Origin of the sequence: Vibrio sp. (genome assembly GCF_038138445.1) — a bacterium.
Classification (GTDB): domain Bacteria; phylum Pseudomonadota; class Gammaproteobacteria; order Enterobacterales; family Vibrionaceae; genus Vibrio.
Genome location: NZ_JAYQDQ010000054.1, coordinates 1 through 21,646 on the forward strand (window position 1 = coordinate 1; position 21,646 = coordinate 21,646).

Sequence of the window (21,646 nt, forward strand, 5' to 3'; positions counted from 1 at the left end):
GCATCTACCTTAACTTGATGATTTTTATCTAAATTATCAGGGGATTCCTCAGAACGCAATATCCGATGGTTCTCTTGTCGTGTATTTTCCACATTTACTTGTTCATCCGAAATATCAGGGCCTAGGTATTGGGCGAAAGATAATGCAAGTTATGCAAACTAAGTATCAGGGTTTTCACCAGCAAATGTTAACCTCAGATATTGAAGCGGTTGAGTTTTACAAGGCTCTTGGTTTTGAACGAGCCGGGAAAACTGAGCCCATGTGGATTTATGCTGGAGACGATCATTAAATTCCACACATTATAAGTCAGACCATCAATTTGTATTTTTCTCTGGATATTTACAAGGAAGCTCCAATGAATCTTACTTATCGCAGTGCTAACTTAGATGATTTAGTCATTTTAATATCCCTTCTTGCTGATGATGAACTAGGCAGTCAAAGAGAAGATGCAAGTATGCCTCTCAATGAGTCCTACACATCAGCATTTAATGCAATTTCCGCAGATCCAAATAATCAGCTTCTCGTAGTTGAAAATGAAGGGGCTCTGATAGGTATGATGCAGATGACTTATATACCTTATTTGACGCATATAGGGAGTTGGCGTTGTTTGATTGAGGGGGTCAGGATTGATAAAGCATTTCGCGGTCAGGGCCTTGGAGAGAAAATGTTTGAACACGCTATTGAACAGGCAAAACTAAAAGGTTGCAGTGTGGTCCACTGACTAGTGATAAATTAAGACCTAATGCGCTAAGGTTTTATGAAAAGATGGGCTTTAAGGCAACCCACGAGGGATTTAAACTTTTGTTGCCACAATAGTTGATAGCAAAAATACAATATCACAACCTGTCTCGATTATGAGAACGCCTTATTGACTAAACTAATAGTTGTTTTGTTCGAAAATTGAACACGAAGGAGGCACTAATGACCAGTCAGGTTATCCAGCATTTTTTTCATTCAGATTCAGGCAGCATCAGCTATGTTGTGGCCGATTCTGATACCAATGAATCAATTATTATCGACCCTGTGGCTGACTATGATGAGGATCATGGTAAAATCAGCTTTGAGTCTGCACAAAGTATCGTTGAATACGTAGAACGACACCACCTTCACGTAACGGCGATTTTAGAAACGCACATCCATGCTGATCATTTGTCTGGTTGTTTTCATCTCAGTAAAGTCTTTAGAGCCCCCATCTATATTTCCGATCATGTCAAAGAGGTTTATGCAAGTTGGAAAGACGAGCTTTGTTTATCCGAGCTCTATCACTTCGAGCATTTTCTGATGGAAGATGAGCACTTAGACTTTGGACATTCACATTTGGAAGTGATTGAAACTCCGGGGCATACTGCATCTGATCTGACATTTAAGATCGGCGATGCTATTTTTGTAGGTGATTCACTGTTTCACCACGGCACGGGGCGTGCTGATTTTCCTGGAGGCAGTGCAGAGCAAATGTATGAATCCCTTTCCAAACTCTATGAACTAAAAGATTCGACTGCTGTGTATCTTTGTCATAACTACCCTAATAAAGAAAGCGAGCTAGTTTACAAGACAACAATCGGCGAAGAAAAACACGAAAATACTATGATGAGTGAGCACACGACACAACAAGATTTTATCACTCTTAGAGAAAGCCGAGATCATCAGCTGTCCAAGCCAAAACTTCTCTCTCCCGCACTGGAATACAATCTGACCGCAGGTAAGCCACACCACTAGATGTGGCTATTGGGTGTTTATCTAGAGACGAATTCGATCATTGAATGGGTAAACGCCTCTGGTTGCTCTAGCATGGGCGTATGCCCGCAATGTGCAATCGTTTTAATCTGGGCATTCTTAAAACTTGGCTCAATCTTTGACCATGATGATATTGGTGCAATGCTATAGTCTTGCTCTCCTCCCAAAATCAAAATGGGAATTTGTAAGGATTGGGCGTATTGGCCTATCTCAACGCTGGAAAATACTTCGCCCCACAAGATGTCGAGGATCTGAGTTTGCATTTTGACCTCATGCCACAGAGGTCGTTCATCATAGCTGGCATCAAACCATCGCATTGCACCTAGCCTGTAGCATAGATGAGCAAATTTACGCTTTGGCTCTTTCTTGATATCTTGCTCGAGTTGCGGGAAGTTCTTCTCGAAAACAGATTTGCGGTTGGAGCTTGCATTGTTTTGCCAATGTTCCATTTGCAGTGTCTGCATCTCTTCAGAAAGGCTAGGCGCAGCCCCGATGATGGCACAGCCCAGCACTTTGTTAGGGTAACGATGACAAAAATCCAATGCCATATAGGCGTGACCGGAATGACCCAGCACCCAGCTTGTTTCGATACCTAGATTTTGCAAAATTGCTTCGGTATCTGATGATATCTTCTCAAGTGATGCATCATCATGGGTAACATCCCGATTACATTCGGCGAACCCTCTGTGATCAATGAAAATGCAGCGAAAATGGTCGTAAATTATCTCTGGTATAGTACGCTGGTAATAGTCTGCGCTGCCAATGACGAGTAAATTTAGACCTTGCCCCTGTTCGATGCTTTTTAATCTAAAGCCGTCACGATCGACAAAATGAACCTGCTTGTTTTGCATGTTTGCTCCTTAACACAATGGTAAAAAAGATTGATAGTCGACTTAAAGTGACGTGCGTCAGTGGATTCGTTTCATCAAACAGTTCTGCTATTAATCATAAGTTAGTGAGAAGAGTACCTAATAGATCACTGTGTTAGCAAAATGAATTTAACAATTAACAAACAAAAGCTAATCTAGCTTCCTCGATAAGAAGAAAAACCATAGGGAGAGACTAGCAGAGGTACGTGCATATGTGATGTTGGATCACTTAGCCCAAATCGAATAACGATATCGTCGAGAAAACTCGGATCTTCGCTTTGCGCAAAATACGCCCCAACATAAAAAATAAGCTGATATTTACCAGCCTTGTATTCACATCCTTGCAGCAAGGCGTTGTCCGTTCGGCCATCTTGGTTGGTTACCACAGTATCAATCTTTGTCCAGCATTGGCTGTCTTGGCGATATATCTCGATCCTAATACCCGCTGCAGGTAGGCCTTTCATAGTATCGAGTACATGTGTGGTAAGCTTTGTCATTGGAGGTTGTCTTCACTATCAGGCTTATTTTGCTTGTATTTACAGTATAGGTGGACTTAGGTTAGTGTTAGAAAAAGAGTTGCCACTTTGCCATTTGTGGGGCCGTATACTGATCGAGATATTTTCGTCTGCGTAAAGATAGTCGGACAATAGGAAAAATAGAATCATGAGCAAATTAACACTATTTTACGACGGGACCTGCCCGCTTTGCGCTAAAGAAATGCGTGCTATTCGAGCTAAAGATAGCCATGGCGATATTACGACTATCGATATTTATAGTGAGGCTTTTAGCAAATACCCAGACATTGACCCTGTGGCTGCCAATAAAATACTCCATGCGGTAGATGATGGTGGGCGGCTTTGGCTTGGTTTAGATGCTGCGTATCGAGCATGGGATATTCTGGGCCGAGGCTGGATGTATGCTCCTTTAAGGTGGCGCTTTATCAAACCAGTTGCCGATAGGCTTTATTTGTATTTCGCTAACAATCGTTACCGCATTTCGTATCTGTTTACTGGTACATCACGCTGTGATAGTCAATGCGTCATTAATCCTACCCATGGGAACAAACAGTAAAGGAAGTACTTAATGAACTACGATGCACATAGCATTGCCATGATGGAACCTAGGAATCGAGCTCGTTTTATTAATAGCTTATCTGGCTTTAAAAGTGCGAATTTAATTGGTACACGCGATAGTGATGGCAATGAGAACCTCGCTATTGTTAGCTCTGCGTTTCACCTTGGCGCGACCCCTCCTTTGATGGGGCTCATTATCAGGCCAAGTAGCGTTGAGCGTCATACATTAGAAAATATTTTGGCCACTGAGTGTTATACCATCAACGCGGTGACACACGAGTTTCTCGCAGCGGCTCATCAAACATCAGCGCGATACAGTAAGCTTGAATCTGAATTTGAAAAAGCAAACCTTAATCCCTATTACATTAATGACTTTGATGCGCCATTTGTTATGGAAAGCCCGCTGAAATTGGCGATGAAGCTGGTTGAGCATCAAACGCTGGCGGTTAATGGAACAGAGATGGTGATTGGTGAGATACAACATGTTCTCGTGTCAGATAGCGCGGTAATGCCAGATGGTTATGTTGATATAGAAGCGCTCGATCTGGTCACCATATCAGGTTTAGATAGCTATCATATTACCCAGAGAATAGGGCGTTTGAGCTACGCCAAGCCAGATCAAAAGCTGCATCCATTGACCAAAGAAGGTGATCCTTCGTCTTGGGATGCATTTGGCTTGAGCGATTTTGACCGCTGATTTAACGGTCGACTCTAACATGTCTAGCCAGAATACGTTTGCCTTCGGCTTTAACATCATGTCTACTTCGCCATGACCAAAGGCGTTGCCTAGCGTTTTGTGCTTCTGCTTTTAAATCAATGACAGGATTGAGGTAAGGGCTATCTGCAGGTAACTGATACATGGTGGCTTCAAGTGGTGCTAATTTCCATGGCTCAAACAACAAAGGTGTTGGTACATGCTGTAATTCTGGGATCCATTGGCGAATAAATTCCCCAGTGGGATCCTGCTCTTGGGCCTGTTTGGTAGGGTTGTATATTCGTATGGTATTGATGCCAGTCACCCCAGCTTGCATCTGAAACTGTGCGTAATGAATACCGGGTTCGAAGTCGAGAAACTGCTGAGCTAAATGAGCGACACCCAAGCGCCAATCACAATAGAAATGGTGGGTTAACACACTCACTAACATGGAGCGCATGCGAAAGTTGAGGTAGCCTGTTTGAGTGACGCTGCGCATGCACGCATCGACCATGGGTAACCCAGTATTCCCGCTTTTCCACGCTTCAAGTAAACGCTTATCGTTTGGGCTTTGCTCTATCAATGCTTCATACGCATGGTTAATACACCTGTGTTCCATTTCACTCTCTGACTCAAACTTTTGTATAAAGTGGCAGTGCCAATGTAGCCGAGAGCTGAGTGCGCTGAGACTACGGCGCCAACCTGGGTTGTTCCAATGTGCAAGCAGTGCCTGATACACCTCTCGTAAAGATACATTGCCCCATGCAAGGTAGGGTGATAGGCGAGAGCAGGCGTGCTGCGCACTCAAGGGGCTGGAGAGTTTTTTAAAGTAATCTTTGCCGCGGTGATTAAAAAAGCTGCTCAGTACTTGATGAGCATATCGGCTTCCACCATGCTGAAAGGGTTCGGCCTCCCTTTGCCATGAACTAGGCAGTGTAAAAATAAACTTATCTTTACACTGGTAATTCAAAATAGGGGAGCTCGCGGTGATAGATATAGGCTCGATTGGGGCTCTCATGGTGCTATTCCACTTGGCATCCCATTTTTCTCTGTTTTTGGCACCGCGAACCACAGCTCCTTGCTGACTCTCAACCCATTTAATTTGGTGTGACTTAAACCAGTTAGCCAGCTTGATATCACGTTCGAACGTTTTTTTAAGACCAATTTCTTGATGAGAAAATACGTGATCAATACGGTAATCCATCGCGATAGATTCAAAACACGCCAGAGCTTCTCCTTGCATAATGGTAATGCGATGGCCATGTGTATTCAGTGTTTGATTGATATCTTGAAGTGACTGCCAGACGAAACGCCAATGCCTTTCAGAGTAATGCTTATCCTCCAAAAGCTCAGGTTCAAAAATGTAGAGTATCAGTGTCTTTGTTCCACTGCTTAATGCTCGATTAAGCGGCTGGTGGTCGGTTAGACGAAGATCTCTTTTGAGCCAAACTAAATTGATTCGCTCCATTTTTACTTCCAATGCAGTTAGTTACAAAAGTTTTACATACAAACAGAGGTGAGGATCGTCTTATCTAAAATATTCTTTGTCTCTGGTCTGGTATTTAGAAACCTCGCGATGCGGTAAGAGGAAGGTAGGATCTAGAGGTTAGTTCGAGAACTGACTAAATATGCTTGATTTCATATCACCCATGTATAAAATCCGCCCGAATTATTTCATTTGTGTTGATTTTTTATTAAATTTTAAGGTTTTGATATGACAAAAATCAGATTATTAGGGTTAACAGGACTAGCACTATTAGCCTTTTCTTCTCCCAGTGCGCTGGCTGACAATGATGACGGTGGTTTTTATAGGAAGTGTTACTTTAATCCAGTGACCTGTTTTTAGACTGGCATTGGCTAAGATGGCTGTTTAGCCCTAAAGGCAATAGCTTTGTGGTTTGAGCCATTTCATTAAGAGATGGCTCATGTTTTTTAACAATTGCGCTGCAATATCTTTGGAGTTACGCATTCACCCCTTTCATTCCCTCGGCGGTGTAACGCTCACCTGCGGGTTCAAATTCCTTAAGTATGGTTTCCAAATAGACCAACTCTTCAGCCGGTAAGTTTATTGATGCCGCGCCGAAGTTATCGACAAGGTGATGGAGCTTTTTGGTGCCTGGAATGGGAACAATATGGTCGCCTTGCGCGAGAAGCCATGCCAATGCCACTTGAGCAGGCGAGCAGGACTGACGACGCGCGATTTGCTCGACAGCAAACGATAAAGGACGATTTGCTTCTAGGTTATCGGCAGAGAATCTGGGCAGACCTTGGCGAGCATCGTTTTTATCAAAGTTGGCCTCTTTATCAAAGCGTCCAGTTAAAAAGCCGCGTCCGAGTGGTGAATAAGGCACAAAGCCAATACCTAATTCTTTACATGTTGGCAGAACGTCTTTTTCGACATCCCGAGTCCACAAAGAATATTCAGTTTGCACCGCGCTTACAGGATGCACTGCGTGCGCTTTTTTTAACGTGGTAGCACTGACTTCCGATAAGCCTATATTTGCGATCTTGCCTTCTTTTACAAGCTCAGAGAGAGTTTGCATGGTTGTTTCTATGCAGGCGTTTGGATCAAGACGGTGAATGTAATACAAGTCGATACATTCAATGCCAAGACGCCGAAGTGAGTGCTCACATGAGGTTCGAATATAGCTTGGGCTATTATCTATGCTTCTTTGGTACTCGCCCGGACGTCTAACAATTCCGCATTTGGTCGCAACCTTAACGGGCGCTGACGTTTGTTTGAGAAACTGTCCAATCAGCTCTTCGTTGTGATGGTTACCATAAGTATCTGCAGTATCAAGTAAGGTGCAGCCTAATTCCACGGCTTTGCGTAGGACTTGCATCGATTCTTTGTCATTGCGAGGCCCGTAAAACTCACTCATGCCCATGCAGCCTAAACCTATGGCGGATACTTCTAACTCTTTGCCTAACTTACGTGTTTTCATTTCTATCCTGCTTTGTTGGTGAAAGTCTTTCTAGTATGATTTCCAAAAATGGAGATGAATATGCTTAAAAGTGGCAATCAGATTTCCAATATCGGAAATCAGTTACATTGGGATGACGCAAGAGTGTTTTTGGCTATCGCCCGAACAGGCACATTGAGCGGAGCGTCAAAGCTGCTCGGTACTGGCATTGCCACCACTTCCCGCCGATTGGAAAGGCTGGAAAATGCCTTGCAGGTGAGGCTATTTACTCGCTCTCAACTTGGCTATCGTTTAACCGATGATGGCGCTGATCTGATCTCGCAGGCAGAAATGTTAGAGCAGGCGGGATTTGCCTTCAGTGCGGCAGCGAAAGGCAAAGATACCAGGGTTAGCGGGCATGTTAGGCTGGCAACGGCGCAGGGACTTGCCGACGAGCTTATTATTCCGGCATTGCCTGATTTTATTGACGCTCACCCTAATTTAACCCTTGAAATAGTCACCAGTGTCTCTGTGGTGAATTTGCATAAACGCGACGCCGATCTCGCGATAAGAATGGTTCGGCCAGATAATGGCAATATTAGTATTCGCCGTATTGGCCATCTTGGGTTTGGCCTTTATGCCTCAGAGCGCTATTTGCAGAGTAAGCCAAGGCGTGAAAGCTCTGGTCTATTTGATCAAGATGACTTTATTGGTTGGTCTGAAGACAATCAGCAGCTTCCGGCGGCGCAGTGGCTTGCTAGAACGTTGCGTGGCAAACCTTGCCGACTGACGACAACCAATATGTCTGCGCAAGTCAGCGCGGCTCAAGCTGGAATAGGCATGGCTATTCTTCCTCACTTTATTGGCCAGAAAAAAGGCTTAGTCTGCGTACAAAAAGACGTTGGCTGCGACCAACCTATTTGGTCAGCAGTGCATTCCGACCTTATTCACTCCACAAGAATAAGAGCCGTGACTGACTTTTTAACCGAGCTTATTCAGGCCAAGAATCAAGAATTAACTGGTGAAAGTGCTGGTGGTGCGCAGTGAGGTGAGGGTTGGCCCAAAAAACGTATTTCGAGTATATGGCAATGCATTTTAATAGGCTGAGTTTGATTTAGTTTCTTCTATGCTAGTACAGTAGTGATATCACTGATAATTCACACGCTCCTCAAGTCCTAATTAAGTGAAGTGCGAGTTGTTTTGGGTAAAAAGCAATCGGCGTGCATCGACACCAGTCCAGACAGCTTCTAAGTTAACTATTCCAAGGCCCTTAATATGGGCCGTGCTTATCAAGCCTTCTGATCACGATTGAGGCTTGAGTCCAAATTTTATCCGCAGCTCAGGTTACTGAATCTTTATTTGATGAAGTCAAAGTTTTTCTTGGTTGTTGAAGCTAGAGCTGAATTAACTGAAAAGGAAGATAGTGCTTATGGGCATTCAAAAAGATATTGGTGTTGTACCTGGTTGGCAGGGAGGCTTTGAACAGTCAAACCCTGAATTTGCGTACCCTAATCCAAACCTAACCTCATTGCCAATGCTAGACAATATGGCGAATATTGACTTGCTTCAGCGTCAGCAAGCGGTGAAATGGCCAGAGTTCAGTTGGGAAACGGAAAAAGGCAGCGAAAACCCAAAACGCTGCTTTCAGATGTTTGCCCCCGACATTTCAAGACTTGGATACACAGATAAAGGGAGAGTGTATTCGATTATCTGTCCTCAGCAAGGGGTCTACTCTCCCTCACTAGGGACCATGAATATTGAAGTCACAGTGACGGGTCAGCGAGGCTGGGTGAATGAAACCGATCGTGAGCTGGCAGCTGATATGAGTGTGGTTGGCAAAATTTGGTTTAGCCCGAGTGCATTGCAAAACCCCATTGTTAAGCTGCTATGGTCTCACTTTGAAAAGAGTAAACAACCTTTTCCTTTTAGAAAATCGAGCGCGATTGTTGTTTATACCCACAAAGTGGGGCAAGCGGATCAGCCGATATTCCCACTTCTTAAAGGCGAAAGTAGCGATTTTGATATTCCTGATTTTGCTAAGCATCCACAGGCGTGGGGTGTCGGGCATTTGGGTGTAGAAATCGGAGCGCCCTTAAGGACGGGTTACCCAGTGGTTGATGAGTTTAACAAGCTTATTATGGATGTGTTTAATTTAGGCTCAGGTAATATGCTGCAAATGGGTAATGTGCTGACTTGGAATGTCTGGTTTACTCCGCCTGAGCTCGTTAATACTGAAGAATGGAGAACCCATGCCCAAAGGTGGCGTGAATCTATCGATGTGGATCATTGCTCTCCAGATGGTGATGGAAGCGAAGCTAAATACTTTGATGGCACTCCTTTTAAACCTAATTTCGATCTTATTAAAGAGCTAGAGAAGGAAAAAATCGGCCACTTCCTCGGTCATTTGGAGGGAGAGATTAAAGAAGGTATCAGTAAGTGCCTTAAAGACATTTAAGTCTATGCCTTCACTGCCTTACATACAGGCAGTGAAGGCTTTTTCCTACCAGCACCTTATCAACTAGCCCTATAAATAAATCATTTGGTGACATAGTGACTGATTACGCAATGAAAACTTTTTAAAGAAAAAGATATCTATTGCTTCGTTATAGTGTATAGTGTTCAACAGCTCATATGGTGAGCTATTAATAGTTTATTTAGTTCAAGACTTTCTCAGTTGTCTTCCGATTTGATTCGTCATCTCTTTTCTGCGATACCTTTTTCTTCATTCCTTATTTAGTAGCTCGCTTATTTATTTAAACAATCTATCGAGATATTCATGTCAAATAAAACAACTGGCTCAGTAAAATGGTTTAATGAAACTAAAGGTTTTGGATTTATCACTCCAGACAACGGCGGTGCCGACCTATTTGTTCACTTTAGATCAATTGCCACTGATGGCTTTAAAACGCTTGCAGAAGGCCAAAAAGTGTCTTTCAATGTAGAGCAGGGCGGCAAAGGCCCACAAGCTGCTGACGTTACTGTTCTCTAAGAGCCTAAGCGAGATCTTGCTCTTTTCCTAGTGATGGCGAGATCTCCCTTTGTATGTTGAATAAGGAGTAGAATGAATCGAAGAAAAGTATATTGGTATTATGTTCTGCGTGAGCAAAAAGTACCAAAAGAGAAGAAATTAATTGTACCAAATCAGATATTATCTTTATCACAATAAAGAATCATGGTCATCGACCATAAATCAGCTCAATAGCGACGTGTTGCAACGTCATATTCTCCCCAAAGCAAATGCGAACTTCTTTAATCTGAATTTTTCATTTTGTGAGTCCGAAAATACGGGTGAAATCAAAAATTCACAGGGTATGGCCTTGGGAAATTTTACTATTTCATCGTGCAAAGGAGGTTAGACTTTGAAAAAACCAACGGGTCGTAAATTAAAAACCATCAATGTTGAAGATAACATCAACGATGATCGCAAAGAAAGTATCCATAAAATAAGAAAAAAAATCGAAGACATCCTACTGGAACGTGAACAGAAAAAGTTGTGGGATCTGTGAGGTAAATATGCGAAAACCTATGAAAAAATCAAATACAAGAATACGAAAAAATAACTTCGAAGAACGATTTTCCACTATGGTGGCGGAATATAACAAGGCGAAAGACCTTCTGGATACAATGAGTGAAGGAACTCCAGAATATGCCAAACAAAAAAAGGTTTGTGATAGGTTATTTGCTAATGCTGAAAAATTTATCAATGCCAAATAAAACGTTAATCACTCTTAAAATAAACAACATAGGTCTCTGACTAGATAGGGGCCTCCCTTCAAGAAACTCAGTGGTACTTGGAACTTAACCCTCCGAATGGAAAACTTCCAAACAAACATCTTTAAATTGCTTCTTGTAACCAAGCTTCTAATTTTGTTTCTAAACCTAAATGTGTAACTAACCGGTGATCAATGGGCTGGTCATTAATGATGCTACGAGCAAAATAGATTGCGCATGCAGCGCCAAATGGGAGATCAAAAAGCCTCTGAGGTGTGTTTTGCAATGAAATGGTATCGATCATGGTTTGGGAAAACCCCCAATAGCTCAGGAGATAAAAAGCAAGTTGATAAGAGTCGGTTTTAAAGAGGTGAGTTTCAATATGGGATTTGTCTCTGCCCTTTGTTTTTGGATCGAGCAAAGAGCGCATCAAATCAGGCGTGATCTTGAGTCGCACATATTCTCCAACTCTATGTAAAAGGCCAGCAAGATAAGTGAAGTCTTTTTCATCATCTGGGACCATTTTTGCAGCCAGCGAAGCGACTTTAGAACTGTTGGCTTGAAGTTCTTGCAGCTGTGCACTTGGAGAGTTATTGGAAATAGAATGATTTTCCATCATATCTAAAATATTTGATATGGCTTGTATACCAAGTCTCGATACTGCCTCTCTGAGGCAAACAGTGTCCTTACCACAGTGAAACATTGCATTGTTGGATATTTGTATTAATTTTGCGCTTAATGCTGGGTCATGTTTCAGGGTGTCGGCTAAATCGTCAAGGGATGGTTGATCGCATTCGAGGATTCGTTTCATTTGATAAAAGTTAGCCGGATAGGTTGGCAGAGAGTTAATACCGCTAACGGCATGTTGGATGATATTATCTGGAAATACGTCGAGTAGCATAGAGATTCGGTTGATTTCTCTTTCTAGTGTCTTGGGATCGCAAGGCTTGGTAAATGCAAGGTGGGAAAAAAAACCTCCTCTTATGGTGAGGTCACCATCAGAGTACCCTGAAAGCGACGCGCGAATCACACTTGGATACTTCTTACTCACTTTCTCAAGTAGCTGAACTCCATTCATTTGAGGCATGAGGATATCTGAGATAATTATGTCTATGTCTTGGCTTTCGAGTATTTTCAGCGCTTCTTGCCCACTGGTTGCTAAAAATATCGACCATTTATTGGCAAATAACGCCCTTTTTAGACCTCGAAGGATCATCTCTTCATCGTCAACTAACAGGATCTTCATCACGATGCTCCTTCTTTATTTGAGCTTTTGGCGCCGAAATTGGCAACTTAATCGTAAACCTTGTTCCTTCTCCAACCTTGGTTTGGGTATGAATAATGCCTTTATGGCGCTCAACAATACATGAGTATGCGAGATTCAACCCTTGCCCAGTGCCTTTCCCCACATCTTTGGTTGTGAAAAATGGGTCAAAAATTTTATCGACAATATCTTCGGGAATGCCTGTGCCGTTGTCGGCTATTTCAATAACAAGATACGTTCTTTCAGGAAAGACACTGACTTTTATTGTCCCTAATTGTCCATCTTGTCCTTTAAATTTCTCTTCAATGGCATGTGCAGCATTGATGATAAAATTGAGAATAACTTGGTTGAATTCATCTCTTCGACACGGAATTTTAGGAGTGGATGGACTAAAGTCAGTTTCTACATTGGCGACATAGCGCCATTCGCTTCTCGCGATTGTAATTGTTGATTCAATGGCTTCGGTTATATCGACTTGCTGCACTTCGCCGTGGCCAGAATGTGTGAATGATTTCATCGCGCGAACAATTTTACTGATTCTGTCGAGCCCTTCTAAAGACTGGTCGATAGCAAGTGGTATTTCTTCAGCGATAAAGTCAAAATCGTGTTTTTGTAAAACGTCTGAAAAATCTGGCACGCTTGGTTGTGGTGTTGATTGCGATTGATGGCTTTGTTTGAGTTCGTTGACGATATCTAAGACGGCTTCAAAGGAGCTTTTCAAAAAGTTGGTATTATCTGCCACATACTGTGTGGGCGTATTTATCTCATGAGCGATACCCGCCGCGAGTTGCCCCATGGATTCGAGTTTCTGGGATTGCCTAATAGCTTTCTCTTGTTCCAATCTGTCAGTGATGTCTCTGACAATACAGCTGAAGTACTTAGTCTCTTCATTGACGCCGTCTAGTTCAGATAAACTGACTTCGATTGGAAACAGCCTATGGTCTTTTCTTCGCCCTTTAAAGACAAGCCCACTCCTTAGTCTATGCTCCAATGCCGCCGTTTCTTCGACCGATTGTTTGTCAAAAGAAGGCATCAGGCTCTCAATGGGCACGCCTTTGATATCAATGCCTTCATAGCCAAACATTTTTATGCCTATTTTATTGATGCTCTCGACTCTATTTTCACCATTTATGATGATAAGGCCGTCGGCTAAGCTATTTATAATTTGTCTTTCTCTTTTGATGCTTGCTTGCACTGAAGACTCTGCCGATTGCAGTCGGCTATCTATCATAGAAGTAAAAATCGTTGCGACAAAAATAAGCACGATAAACATAGTCACAGCCAAGGCAATGAAATGTGAGTCTCCCATATTGTGTGCGGAGTGCTCGATATTGGGGTTTTGAACGTAAAACTTAACCGCTAACATAGCGGTGTAATGCATACCCGCAACAGCGATGCCCATCACCATTGATGTCATGCTGCGATTTAGAAAACCTTTGTAGGAAGACTTACTCTCGGTATGGTGCTGGGTTTTTATGAGTAATATTGCGACTAAGGCGCAACCAAACGCAACGATCAGAGAAGTAATAAATAGAGTAAAATCGTATACCATTACGGCATTGGTTTGCATTGCTTCCATACCTAGAAAGTGCATGGAGCCAATGCCGAGCGCTAAACTTAGTGCGCTCAACAGCATATTTGGTAGCGAGAACGTTCTTGATTGTAGAATGTGAAATGCGATTAGAGCACCCACAATAGGGGGAAGGAGAGAAGCGAGTGTAATCGGGAAGCTGTACTCCATTGGCATGGGGATCATGTAAGCCAGCATACCAGTAAAATGCATTGCCCAAACGCCTAGCCCATACACCACTGCGCCAAAAAATTTCCACAGAGTGGCCACTTTAAAAGAGCCTGAATACCAGATGCGTTTTAGTATAATTAAGCTGGTATACGCTGCTAGGCTCGAGACAAAAATAGATAACAAGACTAAATACACGTTAAATTGAGCACTAATCTCGGTATAGTAAGCGGGGTTGATCGACTGAAAGCGCCAAAACTCGGTCATCATGTTACTCTCTTTGCCTTGTGATTAAGTAAGAACTAACGCGGTCGTGATATTATTAAACGGCCACTAAATACGGTTTGTATTTTGTGTTTTCTCTATTTTTTCGGTTTCTAACATTGCGACTCGAACTTCGCCAGATATGGCTTTATTTTCGATACAGTGATGAATGATTTTCATCAAGGTATGGGTGACACGTTGGCCTTTTTTAGCGACCAGTTGACCGCGCTCGGTTGTGATCTCTTGTTCAATAACCATGCTGGGGTTGAGGCTGCGAACATCCACAGACATGAGTTTGTTAGTTTCAACCAGCGATGTTTTGAAGGCTTTTAGTAATTCAGGGTCGTAAAAATCAGCTTGTTCGTCTAGGGCAAGGAGTGCTTCTGAGTTGGTAAACCCGCTTTTTTCAAGGGAGCAGAAGTCACATACTATCTTTAGCATTCTTGCGCCTAGGGGAATGTCTTTTCCTTTGACGTCATCGTTTGGTATACCCTCACCATTAAAGCACTTTTGTTGGTAAAGTAGTGTTTTGGCAATAGAGTCCATTCTAGGTATTTGTTTTAATAGGTCGTATGCTAGTGAAGGATGCTGCTCGAACAATTGTTTGTCTTGTTCTGAAACTAGCTTGCCATTGTTTATATTTTTGAGTGTCGTTTCTGGAAAGAGAATGTAACCTAACTGAGATAGTTTTATGATTGGCTCGAAGCTCCAGTGTTTTTTTAGCTTGATTGCTTTGGCAAGGTTAAGCATATGAAACTGTACTCGATGAGTATTGTCAGTAATATCGGGGACAGCGATAGACATGACTTCACTCAATACATTAATTACCCCTTTCAGAGTTTTGTTTAGCAGTACTCGCTCCGCGATAAGCAAATCGTATTGCCTAAGCCCCGCGTTAATATAAATGAGTAAGTCTTCCGATGAGCAGGGTTTATTGATGAACTTAAAGACATCTGCATGGTTAACCGCATCTGCAGCGGTTTTTTGATCTGAATTACCGGTAAACATCAAGCGAACGGTTTCAGGGGAGGTTTCTTTTACGGCCATCAAAAGCTCTAGCCCACTCATTTCGGGCATTTTCATATCAGAGACAATAACGGCGTATTGTTTATTGCTGATAAGTTGCAACGCCTCTTTGCCACTGCTTGCTAGTTCGATATCGATATGGTTTCGGAGGTTGCGCTTGAACGAGTTCAAAATATTGACTTCGTCGTCAACCAACAGCACTGTTCTATTCATTTTAAGCCACCTGATGCATATTGGTTTAGTTTAGACCACATTCATCGAGCTCAAAGTGACTAGTGCGCAAAAATTCTGTGTTAGGTGATTAATCTACCGCTCGATAGACCACAATACCGGGTATGGTTTTGACATACTTTAGGAAAGGGGTATCTACAACGCGATTGTTGGCCCGTTTGGACGACGCGTTACGATAGACAGGGCCGTTATCGGTTTGAATAAAAATGCCAGTATGAGTTACATCAAGCCCTTCGATATTGGAGTAGGTACCAACATAATCGCCATCTCGCATATTTTTTATGACGTCTTCATCCACCTTGTCACTGGGTATGTAGGTGATCTCGCGCCTTTTTATGGGTAAGCCAACCAGAAACAGGTCCCCATTTTCTTTTTGGTTGAGATTTTTGGTCACTGTGTTTGAAAAGTCAGATAATTTAGCAGTGATATCAATTGCGTTATAGGCTTCTTCACTAACCCAGTCTGAGAAAAAGTGGCGTCGGGCTTTAAAGTCCACTTCATCGTTAATATATCGGGTTTGGATCAGATTGTCTTTAAAGTCATCTAGCTGCTCGGACTTTCGTAAGGCTTCTACGTAATCAAGGTAAGTAAAGCAATCGAGCTCACCTAGTTTGATCACTAACTGTTCATCGGTATTTTGATCACCAATCATCCGATTAGCAGCGTAGGGAACATCGATAAATACAGAAGAAAGCTGACGAATTTTGTCTGAAGTTGAAAGCTGTTCAGCATTGAGGATTGCCTCTAATCGGTCCTGAGCTCGGTTATAGAACAAAGCATAATCAGAAAACAGTCTTGTTTGAGTATTGTTTGCATCACTGGTAGATGACTCTGTATTCCAAGCAGATGCTGGGTTATGAGAGAGTGTGCTAACGCAAAGTACCAATAGGGTTGTTAACTGCTTCATAACAATGACCTACTTCGAATTTTAGGTGTTTAGGGGATAAATAAGCGCTCGCTTCAGTCTCGCTATTTATCCATAAAGACTTGGTATTTTAATGTTAATACTGTCATTAGTCTGTTTTGAATTTGAGACAATAACGGAATTATTTTAAGAGAAGTCGATCGCTTGCTACTACAAAGTCACAAGGTGCTCTTCTATCTCATATTTTTTTGTATAGGCTAAATTTATAGAGTTACTGAGTGTTTTGATAACTTAATGCCAAGGAGCTGGTATGGATGAGGCCTACGATAGAGACTTGATTGGCTATGGCGCTAATCCGCCTCATCCTAAGTGGCCGGGTGGTGCACGTATTGCACTGTCATTTGTGCTCAATTATGAAGAAGGAGGTGAGCGTTGCCTCTTGCATGGCGATGATGAATCCGAATCCTTTCTATCTGAAATTCCCGCTGCTATGCCCATTCAAGGGGCTCGGCATATGAGTATGGAGTCTATCTATGAATATGGCAGTCGCGCTGGTGTATGGCGTGTTTTACGTTTGTTTGAGCAATATTCATTTCCTTTGACAGTTTTTGCGGTTGCCATGGCGATAAAGCGTCACCCGGATGTGGCCAGAGCAATGGTAAAAGCAGGGCATGAACTATGTAGTCATGGCTATCGCTGGATTGACTACCAGCATATGGAAGAAGCGCTCGAACGTGAGCATATGGCCAGAGCGATACGTATTATCGAACAAGTTACGGGCACTCGTCCGCTGGGTTGGTATACTGGCAGGACCAGCCCCAATACTCGCCGCTTGGTTGCAGAAGATGGTGGGTTTTTATACGACTCTGATGCGTATGATGACGACTTACCCTATTGGCACACACAAGCAAAGCGGCCCCAATTGGTGATTCCCTATACCTTGGATGTGAACGATATGCGTTTTGCCACCTCACAAGGCTTTAATAGTGGTGAGCAATTTTTTCAATATTTAAAAGACAGCTTTGATGTTTTGTATGAGGAAGGAGCAGCAGCGCCTAAAATGATGTCCGTTGGTTTGCACTGTCGTTTGATTGGGCGCCCTGGACGAATTGCAGCGCTAAAACGCTTTTTAGACTATGTCCAAGCCCATGAAAAAGTATGGGTATGTCGGCGGATTGATATTGCTCGGCATTGGCATCAGCACCATCCATATTGCGTGAGAGAGAACTAAGATGACCCAGTTTAGTTCATGCACGCCTTCAAGCATGTCCTTGACTGAATTTGTTGATCAGTTTGGTGAGGTGTATGAGCACAGCCCTTGGATTGCGGAATCTTCTTACCGACAAGGGCTAAGCGAAAAAGACGATGACATTGAGTTCTTACACCAACGCATGGCCCAAGTACTAATTCAAGCTGATAGAAACAAGCGGCTTGGTGTTATTTGTGCCCATCCAGATTTAGCAGGACGGGCTGCAATAGAAAAGCAGTTGAGTCATTCTTCTCACAAAGAGCAAGCAGGGGCTGGACTTAGCCAATGTACTTTGGAGGAGTTTAAGTTATTTACTGAGTTAAATGATAGATACAAAAGCCGCTTTAATTTTCCCTTCATTATGGCTGTAAGGGGGGCGAATAAAGCACAAATTATCGATGGCTTTAAAACCAGAATTGATAATGAACCTGAGTTTGAATTTGCTCTAGCAGTTGAAGAAGTGAATAAAATAGCGCTATTTCGGTTACGAGAGATGTAAATGCGTCACTTTAAAGCTTTTACATAGAGGGCGCTTATGTGCCAATTGATAGGTGAGGGTACCGCCATGTCATTAGACGTTGAACATTACATTAACCTTGCTGATGAGAAGCTTGGTGCTCAGGTGATTTATGCCACGGATGACTTCTTTGCGGATAAAAGTCGTTTGATACAGAGGGCTGACCCCAAATGGCGAGAAGGCGTTTACGATGAAAATGGAAAGTGGATGGATGGCTGGGAAAGTCGCCGTAAACGTGAAGAAGGACATGACTTTTGCATCGTACGTCTTGGCTTGATAGGTAATGTTGCAGGAGTTGATATCGATACCTCTTTTTTTACCGGAAACTTTCCGCCTGCAGCATCAATTGACGCCTGCTATTGGCCTGATGGCGATCCGTGTGCGCTAACTCATTGGCAAGAAATCCTACCTAAAATGACGTTATATGGTAATAGTCACCACATAGAGAAAATCGATAGCGACGAAGTATATACTCACTTACGTCTCAACATTTATCCCGACGGTGGTGTGGCTCGTTTACGAGTTTATGGCCGCCCCAGTGTTGATTGGCAAGGCTTGGATCACAGACAAAGGGTTGATCTTGCCGCAGTTGAAAATGGTGGCCGCGCATTAGCATGCAGCGATCAACATTACGGCAATAAATCCAATATTTTGGGCGTTGGGCGAGGGGAAAATATGGGAGATGGTTGGGAAACGGCTCGCAGAAGAACGCCGGGTAACGATTGGGTGCTGGTCGAGTTGGGACACGCCGGAAATATAGAGTGTGTGGTGGTGGATACAGGGCACTTTAAGGGGAACTTTCCCGACTATTGCTCGATTCAAGCTGCTTATGTTGAAGATGAGACAAGCGAGGCGTTAATAAGCCAAAGCGCGCTTTGGTCTGAGTTATTACCACCTCAAAAGCTCAACGCCGATGATATTCATGAATTTACCGCAGAGGTAGTGGGGTTAGGGCCCGTGACTCACGTACGATTAAATATTTTTCCGGACGGAGGCATCAGCCGCTTACGCTTGTTTGGCACTAAGGCGTAAAGGTGAGAAGGCGATGGTGATTAAAACAAGACGGCTAACGGTTGAGATGCTCACACCTCAAGAGTTTGCTCCCTTTGGTGAAGTGATTGAGACCGATAATCACCATTACACGACGATAAATAGTGGCCTTGCACATCGTTACCATAAGCTTGCGATAGCGGATGTGCAGGACCAAGGTGGGGAGGCTATTATCAGTATCTTCAAAGCACGTATCCCGAACTTTCCGGTAATCATTGATTCATTGGAGCGTCATCCGCTTGGGTCACAGGCCTTTATTCCACTGTTGGGAAATCCGTTTTTAATCGTTGTTGCCCCTCAAGGTGATGCCCCTAAGTCTTCTAAAGTTAGGGCATTTGTCACCAATGGCCATCAAGGCGTGAATTATTTTAAAGGTGTTTGGCACTACCCTTTAATCGCCCTGGTGGAAAGGGACCAACTCCTAGTTATCGATCGCGATGGCGTTGGAGATAACTATGAGACTAAAGCATGTGATGGCACTAAGTTTGAGTTGCGCAAAGAGTCGATCCCTGCTTCCACTTTATTAGGATTAAGCTGGCGTTAAATAGGAGCTCACTATGGATCCTCATGTCACAGAGTGGTTGAATCTAGCAATTCGTTGGGCGCATATGGTGGTGGGTATTGCTTGGATTGGTGCCTCTTTCTATTTTGTTTGGTTGGAAAATAACTTAAATCGAATTAACCCAAAGCAAGGGTTAGCGGGTGATTTGTTGGCTATCCACGGTGGCGGAATTTACCACCTTGAAAAATATCAGCTCGCACCCGAAAAAATGCCGGATCGATTACATTGGTTTAAGTGGGAGGCGTATTTTACTTGGATAACAGGCATGCTGCTCATGTGTGTTATCTACTATTTTAATGCAGAGCTCTATCTTATGGCCACTGACTCGAAGCTTTCGGCCTCCAGCTCGGTGGCGGTCGGTATACTATCTCTTGTTGTGGGATGGTTTGTCTATGATGCAGTGTGTAACTCTGCACTTAAGCGTACTCCGATAATATTGGCATTGGTCCTGTTTGCTTTCTTTGTTGCCACCAGTTATGGCATGGTTCAGGTGTTTAGCGGGCGTGGAGCCTATATTCACATTGGCGCAATGATAGGCACCATTATGGTTGGCAACGTCTTTAGGGTTATCATGCCTGCTCAGCGTGATTTGGTTAAGGCGATACAAGAGCAGCGCCCACCTGACCCAGCATTGCCTGCCAAAGCGTTACTTCGTTCTAGGCACAACAACTACATGACGCTTCCTGTTCTATTTATCATGATCAGTAATCACTTTCCTAGTACTTATGGTGCTGACTTAAACTGGGTTATTTTGGCGGGTTTATCTGTTGTGGGTATTATGCTGCGCCATTACTTTAATACTCGTCACCGCAGTCAGAAATTTGTTTGGGCTATCCCTGCTGCAGCGTTGGGAATCATGGTATTAGCCTTTGTTTCTTCTTCATATAAAAATAACGGCTACCCCAAGCAGGAAAGTAATGGTGTGGACGCAGTGAGTGTGAATGATGTGAAAAAGGTGCTTGTCAGCTTTGAAGAAGTGAATAATGTCATTCAGCTGCGCTGCGCAGTTTGTCATTCAAAGGCTCCGACACATCAGTCATTTGCAGCTGCACCTGCTGGCGTGGTGTTTGATACTCCGCAAGATATCCAACGTAACCTTCCATCTATTATTAGTCAGTCGGTGCAAAACAAGGTGATGCCACCGGGGAATCTAACCCAAATGACAGACAAAGAACGTGCTTTATTAGGGCAGTGGGCCGCTCAAGGGGCTTCTATTAGCCAATAGAAACTAGTTTTTAGTTGTAGATAGAACTGCGAGCGGTGCATTCAGGTTTTGTATTTTACATCAGTAAGTTGAAATAAGAGATTCGAGAGTAGTGGGTAATCTTTGTCTATACTAAACGAGAACACCTATAAATGATATCAATGACGATAACATCACTTTTGAGGCTTTGTATGCGCAGCGCTGTATTTATCAGTATTTTAAGTGTTGGTTTTTTATTTGTTAATTTCGTCCATGCATTGCCACGTCCAGAGGGGGAGCCAATACTTTGGGTCTCTGGAAAGATCACCGAGTCTAACTCTCCTGACGGTGTTGAATTTGACGCTAAAATGATCAAACGATTAGAACATGGATCGATTACCACTCACAACCACGTTGTACCAGAAGCACTTGAGTATAAGGGGCCTAAATTAACCGCACTACTTGATTACGTTGGCGCCACAGGCACGTCACTTAAAGTAATCGCTTGGGATGATTATGTCGTAAGTATTCCCATTGTAGACATCAAGAAATACGATGTCTTACTGGCAACACACGAAGATGGAATTAAGATGACCATTGATGGTAAAGGGCCGTTTTTCATTGTTTTCCCATTTGCTCAGAACCCAGAGCTTGATAGGGATTTGTACTATGGACTGTCAGTGTGGCAGGTGAGAGACTTGATTGTTGAGTAG

23 protein-coding genes and 1 pseudogene are annotated in these 21,646 nt (G+C 43.1%); 16 read left to right on the forward strand and 8 right to left on the reverse strand.

Features of this window, described 5'->3' with window-relative positions; all coding sequences use genetic code 11:
- Positions 1-79 precede the first annotated feature (79 nt).
- From AAFM34_RS13855 to AAFM34_RS13865, 3 genes and pseudogenes are all read left to right on the forward strand, one after another.
- Entirely contained in the window at positions 80-289 is a 210-nt protein-coding gene (locus tag AAFM34_RS13855) for a GNAT family N-acetyltransferase (RefSeq protein ID WP_341663783.1), read from the forward strand.
- A 66-nt stretch (positions 290-355) separates the two neighbouring features.
- Positions 356-816, forward strand: a pseudogene (locus AAFM34_RS13860) (GNAT family N-acetyltransferase).
- 105 nt (positions 817-921) lie between these two features.
- The gene (locus AAFM34_RS13865; RefSeq protein WP_341663785.1) at positions 922-1,716 is read left to right on the forward strand and encodes an MBL fold metallo-hydrolase; all 795 of its coding nucleotides are present in this window, start codon (positions 922-924) and stop codon (positions 1,714-1,716) included.
- Between the two features lie 17 nt (positions 1,717-1,733).
- On the opposite strand, the gene AAFM34_RS13870 is transcribed toward AAFM34_RS13865, so the two are convergent.
- A complete protein-coding gene (locus tag AAFM34_RS13870) occupies positions 1,734-2,585 on the reverse strand; it encodes an alpha/beta hydrolase (protein ID WP_341663787.1) in 852 nt (283 codons plus the stop codon).
- Positions 2,586-2,758: 173 nt separating this feature from the next.
- Positions 2,759-3,100: a hydroxyisourate hydrolase gene (uraH, locus tag AAFM34_RS13875; protein ID WP_341663789.1), complete on the reverse strand. Its 342-nt coding sequence runs from the start codon at positions 3,098-3,100 to the stop codon at positions 2,759-2,761.
- Positions 3,101-3,266: 166 nt separating this feature from the next.
- On the opposite strand from uraH, the gene AAFM34_RS13880 reads away from it, so the two are divergent.
- Positions 3,267-3,674, forward strand: coding sequence for a DCC1-like thiol-disulfide oxidoreductase family protein (locus tag AAFM34_RS13880; protein ID WP_341663791.1), 408 nt, complete (start codon positions 3,267-3,269; stop codon positions 3,672-3,674).
- 12 nt (positions 3,675-3,686) lie between these two features.
- On the forward strand, positions 3,687-4,373 hold the full coding sequence (locus AAFM34_RS13885; protein WP_341663793.1) for a flavin reductase: 687 nt from the start codon (positions 3,687-3,689) through the stop codon (positions 4,371-4,373).
- Position 4,374: 1 nt separating this feature from the next.
- Here AAFM34_RS13885 and AAFM34_RS13890 read toward each other — a convergent pair whose 3' ends face one another.
- Together AAFM34_RS13890 and AAFM34_RS13895 are read right to left on the reverse strand one after the other, a co-directional pair.
- The gene (locus tag AAFM34_RS13890; RefSeq protein WP_341663795.1) at positions 4,375-5,838 is read right to left on the reverse strand and encodes a deoxyribodipyrimidine photo-lyase; all 1,464 of its coding nucleotides are present in this window, start codon (positions 5,836-5,838) and stop codon (positions 4,375-4,377) included.
- A gap of 493 nt (positions 5,839-6,331) precedes the next feature.
- Positions 6,332-7,315, reverse strand: a complete 984-nt coding sequence (locus tag AAFM34_RS13895; protein ID WP_341663798.1) for an aldo/keto reductase — start codon at positions 7,313-7,315, stop codon at positions 6,332-6,334.
- 60 nt (positions 7,316-7,375) lie between these two features.
- Between AAFM34_RS13895 and AAFM34_RS13900 the strand changes: the two genes are divergently transcribed.
- The 5 genes from AAFM34_RS13900 to AAFM34_RS13920 all read left to right on the forward strand — a co-directional run bounded on the left by AAFM34_RS13900 (position 7,376) and on the right by AAFM34_RS13920 (position 10,987).
- Positions 7,376-8,320, forward strand: a complete 945-nt coding sequence (locus tag AAFM34_RS13900; RefSeq protein WP_341663800.1) for a LysR family transcriptional regulator — start codon at positions 7,376-7,378, stop codon at positions 8,318-8,320.
- 382 nt (positions 8,321-8,702) lie between these two features.
- Complete coding sequence (locus AAFM34_RS13905; protein WP_341663803.1) at positions 8,703-9,728, forward strand: hypothetical protein; 1,026 nt, start codon at positions 8,703-8,705, stop codon at positions 9,726-9,728.
- Between the two features lie 321 nt (positions 9,729-10,049).
- Positions 10,050-10,262 carry a cold-shock protein gene (locus AAFM34_RS13910; RefSeq protein WP_114784217.1) on the forward strand — a complete coding sequence of 71 codons (213 nt, stop codon included), beginning with the start codon at positions 10,050-10,052 and terminating at the stop codon, positions 10,260-10,262.
- A gap of 370 nt (positions 10,263-10,632) precedes the next feature.
- Positions 10,633-10,779 (forward strand): hypothetical protein, encoded by a 147-nt coding sequence (locus AAFM34_RS13915; RefSeq protein WP_172971877.1) that lies wholly within the window; start codon positions 10,633-10,635, stop codon positions 10,777-10,779.
- 7 nt (positions 10,780-10,786) lie between these two features.
- The gene (locus tag AAFM34_RS13920; RefSeq protein WP_341663806.1) at positions 10,787-10,987 is read left to right on the forward strand and encodes a hypothetical protein; all 201 of its coding nucleotides are present in this window, start codon (positions 10,787-10,789) and stop codon (positions 10,985-10,987) included.
- 121 nt (positions 10,988-11,108) lie between these two features.
- Here AAFM34_RS13920 and AAFM34_RS13925 read toward each other — a convergent pair whose 3' ends face one another.
- From AAFM34_RS13925 to AAFM34_RS13940, 4 genes are all read right to left on the reverse strand, one after another.
- Positions 11,109-12,230 (reverse strand): HDOD domain-containing protein, encoded by a 1,122-nt coding sequence (locus AAFM34_RS13925; protein WP_341663808.1) that lies wholly within the window; start codon positions 12,228-12,230, stop codon positions 11,109-11,111.
- Positions 12,211-14,256 carry an MHYT domain-containing protein gene (locus tag AAFM34_RS13930; protein WP_341663810.1) on the reverse strand — a complete coding sequence of 682 codons (2,046 nt, stop codon included), beginning with the start codon at positions 14,254-14,256 and terminating at the stop codon, positions 12,211-12,213. Before AAFM34_RS13930 ends, AAFM34_RS13925 begins: the two co-directional genes overlap by 20 nt.
- Positions 14,257-14,319: 63 nt before the next feature.
- On the reverse strand, positions 14,320-15,489 hold the full coding sequence (locus AAFM34_RS13935; protein ID WP_341663812.1) for an HD domain-containing phosphohydrolase: 1,170 nt from the start codon (positions 15,487-15,489) through the stop codon (positions 14,320-14,322).
- 88 nt (positions 15,490-15,577) lie between these two features.
- Positions 15,578-16,414, reverse strand: coding sequence for an N-acetylmuramoyl-L-alanine amidase-like domain-containing protein (locus AAFM34_RS13940; protein WP_341663817.1), 837 nt, complete (start codon positions 16,412-16,414; stop codon positions 15,578-15,580).
- Between the two features lie 268 nt (positions 16,415-16,682).
- Here AAFM34_RS13940 and puuE point away from each other — a divergent pair, with 268 nt between their 5' ends.
- The 6 genes from puuE (at position 16,683) to AAFM34_RS13970 (ending at position 21,646) form a co-directional block, all read left to right on the forward strand.
- Positions 16,683-17,603, forward strand: a complete 921-nt coding sequence (puuE, locus tag AAFM34_RS13945) for an allantoinase PuuE (protein WP_341663819.1) — start codon at positions 16,683-16,685, stop codon at positions 17,601-17,603.
- Between the two features lies 1 nt (position 17,604).
- Complete coding sequence (gene uraD, locus AAFM34_RS13950; RefSeq protein ID WP_341663821.1) at positions 17,605-18,120, forward strand: 2-oxo-4-hydroxy-4-carboxy-5-ureidoimidazoline decarboxylase; 516 nt, start codon at positions 17,605-17,607, stop codon at positions 18,118-18,120.
- A 66-nt stretch (positions 18,121-18,186) separates the two neighbouring features.
- Positions 18,187-19,170 (forward strand): allantoicase, encoded by a 984-nt coding sequence (gene alc / locus AAFM34_RS13955; protein ID WP_341663837.1) that lies wholly within the window; start codon positions 18,187-18,189, stop codon positions 19,168-19,170.
- Positions 19,171-19,183: 13 nt separating this feature from the next.
- On the forward strand, positions 19,184-19,732 hold the full coding sequence (locus AAFM34_RS13960) for an ureidoglycolate lyase (RefSeq protein ID WP_341663823.1): 549 nt from the start codon (positions 19,184-19,186) through the stop codon (positions 19,730-19,732).
- Positions 19,733-19,745: 13 nt separating this feature from the next.
- Positions 19,746-20,975: a urate hydroxylase PuuD gene (locus AAFM34_RS13965; protein WP_341663825.1), complete on the forward strand. Its 1,230-nt coding sequence runs from the start codon at positions 19,746-19,748 to the stop codon at positions 20,973-20,975.
- 170 nt (positions 20,976-21,145) lie between these two features.
- Entirely contained in the window at positions 21,146-21,646 is a 501-nt protein-coding gene (locus tag AAFM34_RS13970; protein WP_341663827.1) for a hypothetical protein, read from the forward strand.

What these genes read in the sequence shown, in the direction of transcription:
- AAFM34_RS13900 (WP_341663800.1), top strand. Translation starts at nt 7,376, where the DNA reads ATGCTTAAAAGTGGCAATCAGATTTCCAATATCGGAAATCAGTTACAT.
- AAFM34_RS13885 (WP_341663793.1), top strand. Translation starts at nt 3,687, where the DNA reads ATGAACTACGATGCACATAGCATTGCCATGATGGAACCTAGGAATCGA.
- AAFM34_RS13970 (WP_341663827.1), top strand. Translation starts at nt 21,146, where the DNA reads ATGCGCAGCGCTGTATTTATCAGTATTTTAAGTGTTGGTTTTTTATTT.
- AAFM34_RS13925 (WP_341663808.1), bottom strand. Translation starts at nt 12,230, where the DNA reads ATGAAGATCCTGTTAGTTGACGATGAAGAGATGATCCTTCGAGGTCTA.
- AAFM34_RS13940 (WP_341663817.1), bottom strand. Translation starts at nt 16,414, where the DNA reads ATGAAGCAGTTAACAACCCTATTGGTACTTTGCGTTAGCACACTCTCT.
- puuE (WP_341663819.1), top strand. Translation starts at nt 16,683, where the DNA reads ATGGATGAGGCCTACGATAGAGACTTGATTGGCTATGGCGCTAATCCG.
- AAFM34_RS13895 (WP_341663798.1), bottom strand. Translation starts at nt 7,315, where the DNA reads ATGAAAACACGTAAGTTAGGCAAAGAGTTAGAAGTATCCGCCATAGGT.
- AAFM34_RS13930 (WP_341663810.1), bottom strand. Translation starts at nt 14,256, where the DNA reads ATGATGACCGAGTTTTGGCGCTTTCAGTCGATCAACCCCGCTTACTAT.
- AAFM34_RS13965 (WP_341663825.1), top strand. Translation starts at nt 19,746, where the DNA reads ATGGATCCTCATGTCACAGAGTGGTTGAATCTAGCAATTCGTTGGGCG.
- AAFM34_RS13960 (WP_341663823.1), top strand. Translation starts at nt 19,184, where the DNA reads ATGGTGATTAAAACAAGACGGCTAACGGTTGAGATGCTCACACCTCAA.
- alc (WP_341663837.1), top strand. Translation starts at nt 18,187, where the DNA reads ATGTCATTAGACGTTGAACATTACATTAACCTTGCTGATGAGAAGCTT.
- AAFM34_RS13905 (WP_341663803.1), top strand. Translation starts at nt 8,703, where the DNA reads ATGGGCATTCAAAAAGATATTGGTGTTGTACCTGGTTGGCAGGGAGGC.
- AAFM34_RS13910 (WP_114784217.1), top strand. Translation starts at nt 10,050, where the DNA reads ATGTCAAATAAAACAACTGGCTCAGTAAAATGGTTTAATGAAACTAAA.
- uraH (WP_341663789.1), bottom strand. Translation starts at nt 3,100, where the DNA reads ATGACAAAGCTTACCACACATGTACTCGATACTATGAAAGGCCTACCT.
- uraD (WP_341663821.1), top strand. Translation starts at nt 17,605, where the DNA reads ATGACCCAGTTTAGTTCATGCACGCCTTCAAGCATGTCCTTGACTGAA.
- AAFM34_RS13920 (WP_341663806.1), top strand. Translation starts at nt 10,787, where the DNA reads ATGCGAAAACCTATGAAAAAATCAAATACAAGAATACGAAAAAATAAC.
- AAFM34_RS13935 (WP_341663812.1), bottom strand. Translation starts at nt 15,489, where the DNA reads ATGAATAGAACAGTGCTGTTGGTTGACGACGAAGTCAATATTTTGAAC.
- AAFM34_RS13880 (WP_341663791.1), top strand. Translation starts at nt 3,267, where the DNA reads ATGAGCAAATTAACACTATTTTACGACGGGACCTGCCCGCTTTGCGCT.
- AAFM34_RS13870 (WP_341663787.1), bottom strand. Translation starts at nt 2,585, where the DNA reads ATGCAAAACAAGCAGGTTCATTTTGTCGATCGTGACGGCTTTAGATTA.
- AAFM34_RS13890 (WP_341663795.1), bottom strand. Translation starts at nt 5,838, where the DNA reads ATGGAGCGAATCAATTTAGTTTGGCTCAAAAGAGATCTTCGTCTAACC.
- AAFM34_RS13865 (WP_341663785.1), top strand. Translation starts at nt 922, where the DNA reads ATGACCAGTCAGGTTATCCAGCATTTTTTTCATTCAGATTCAGGCAGC.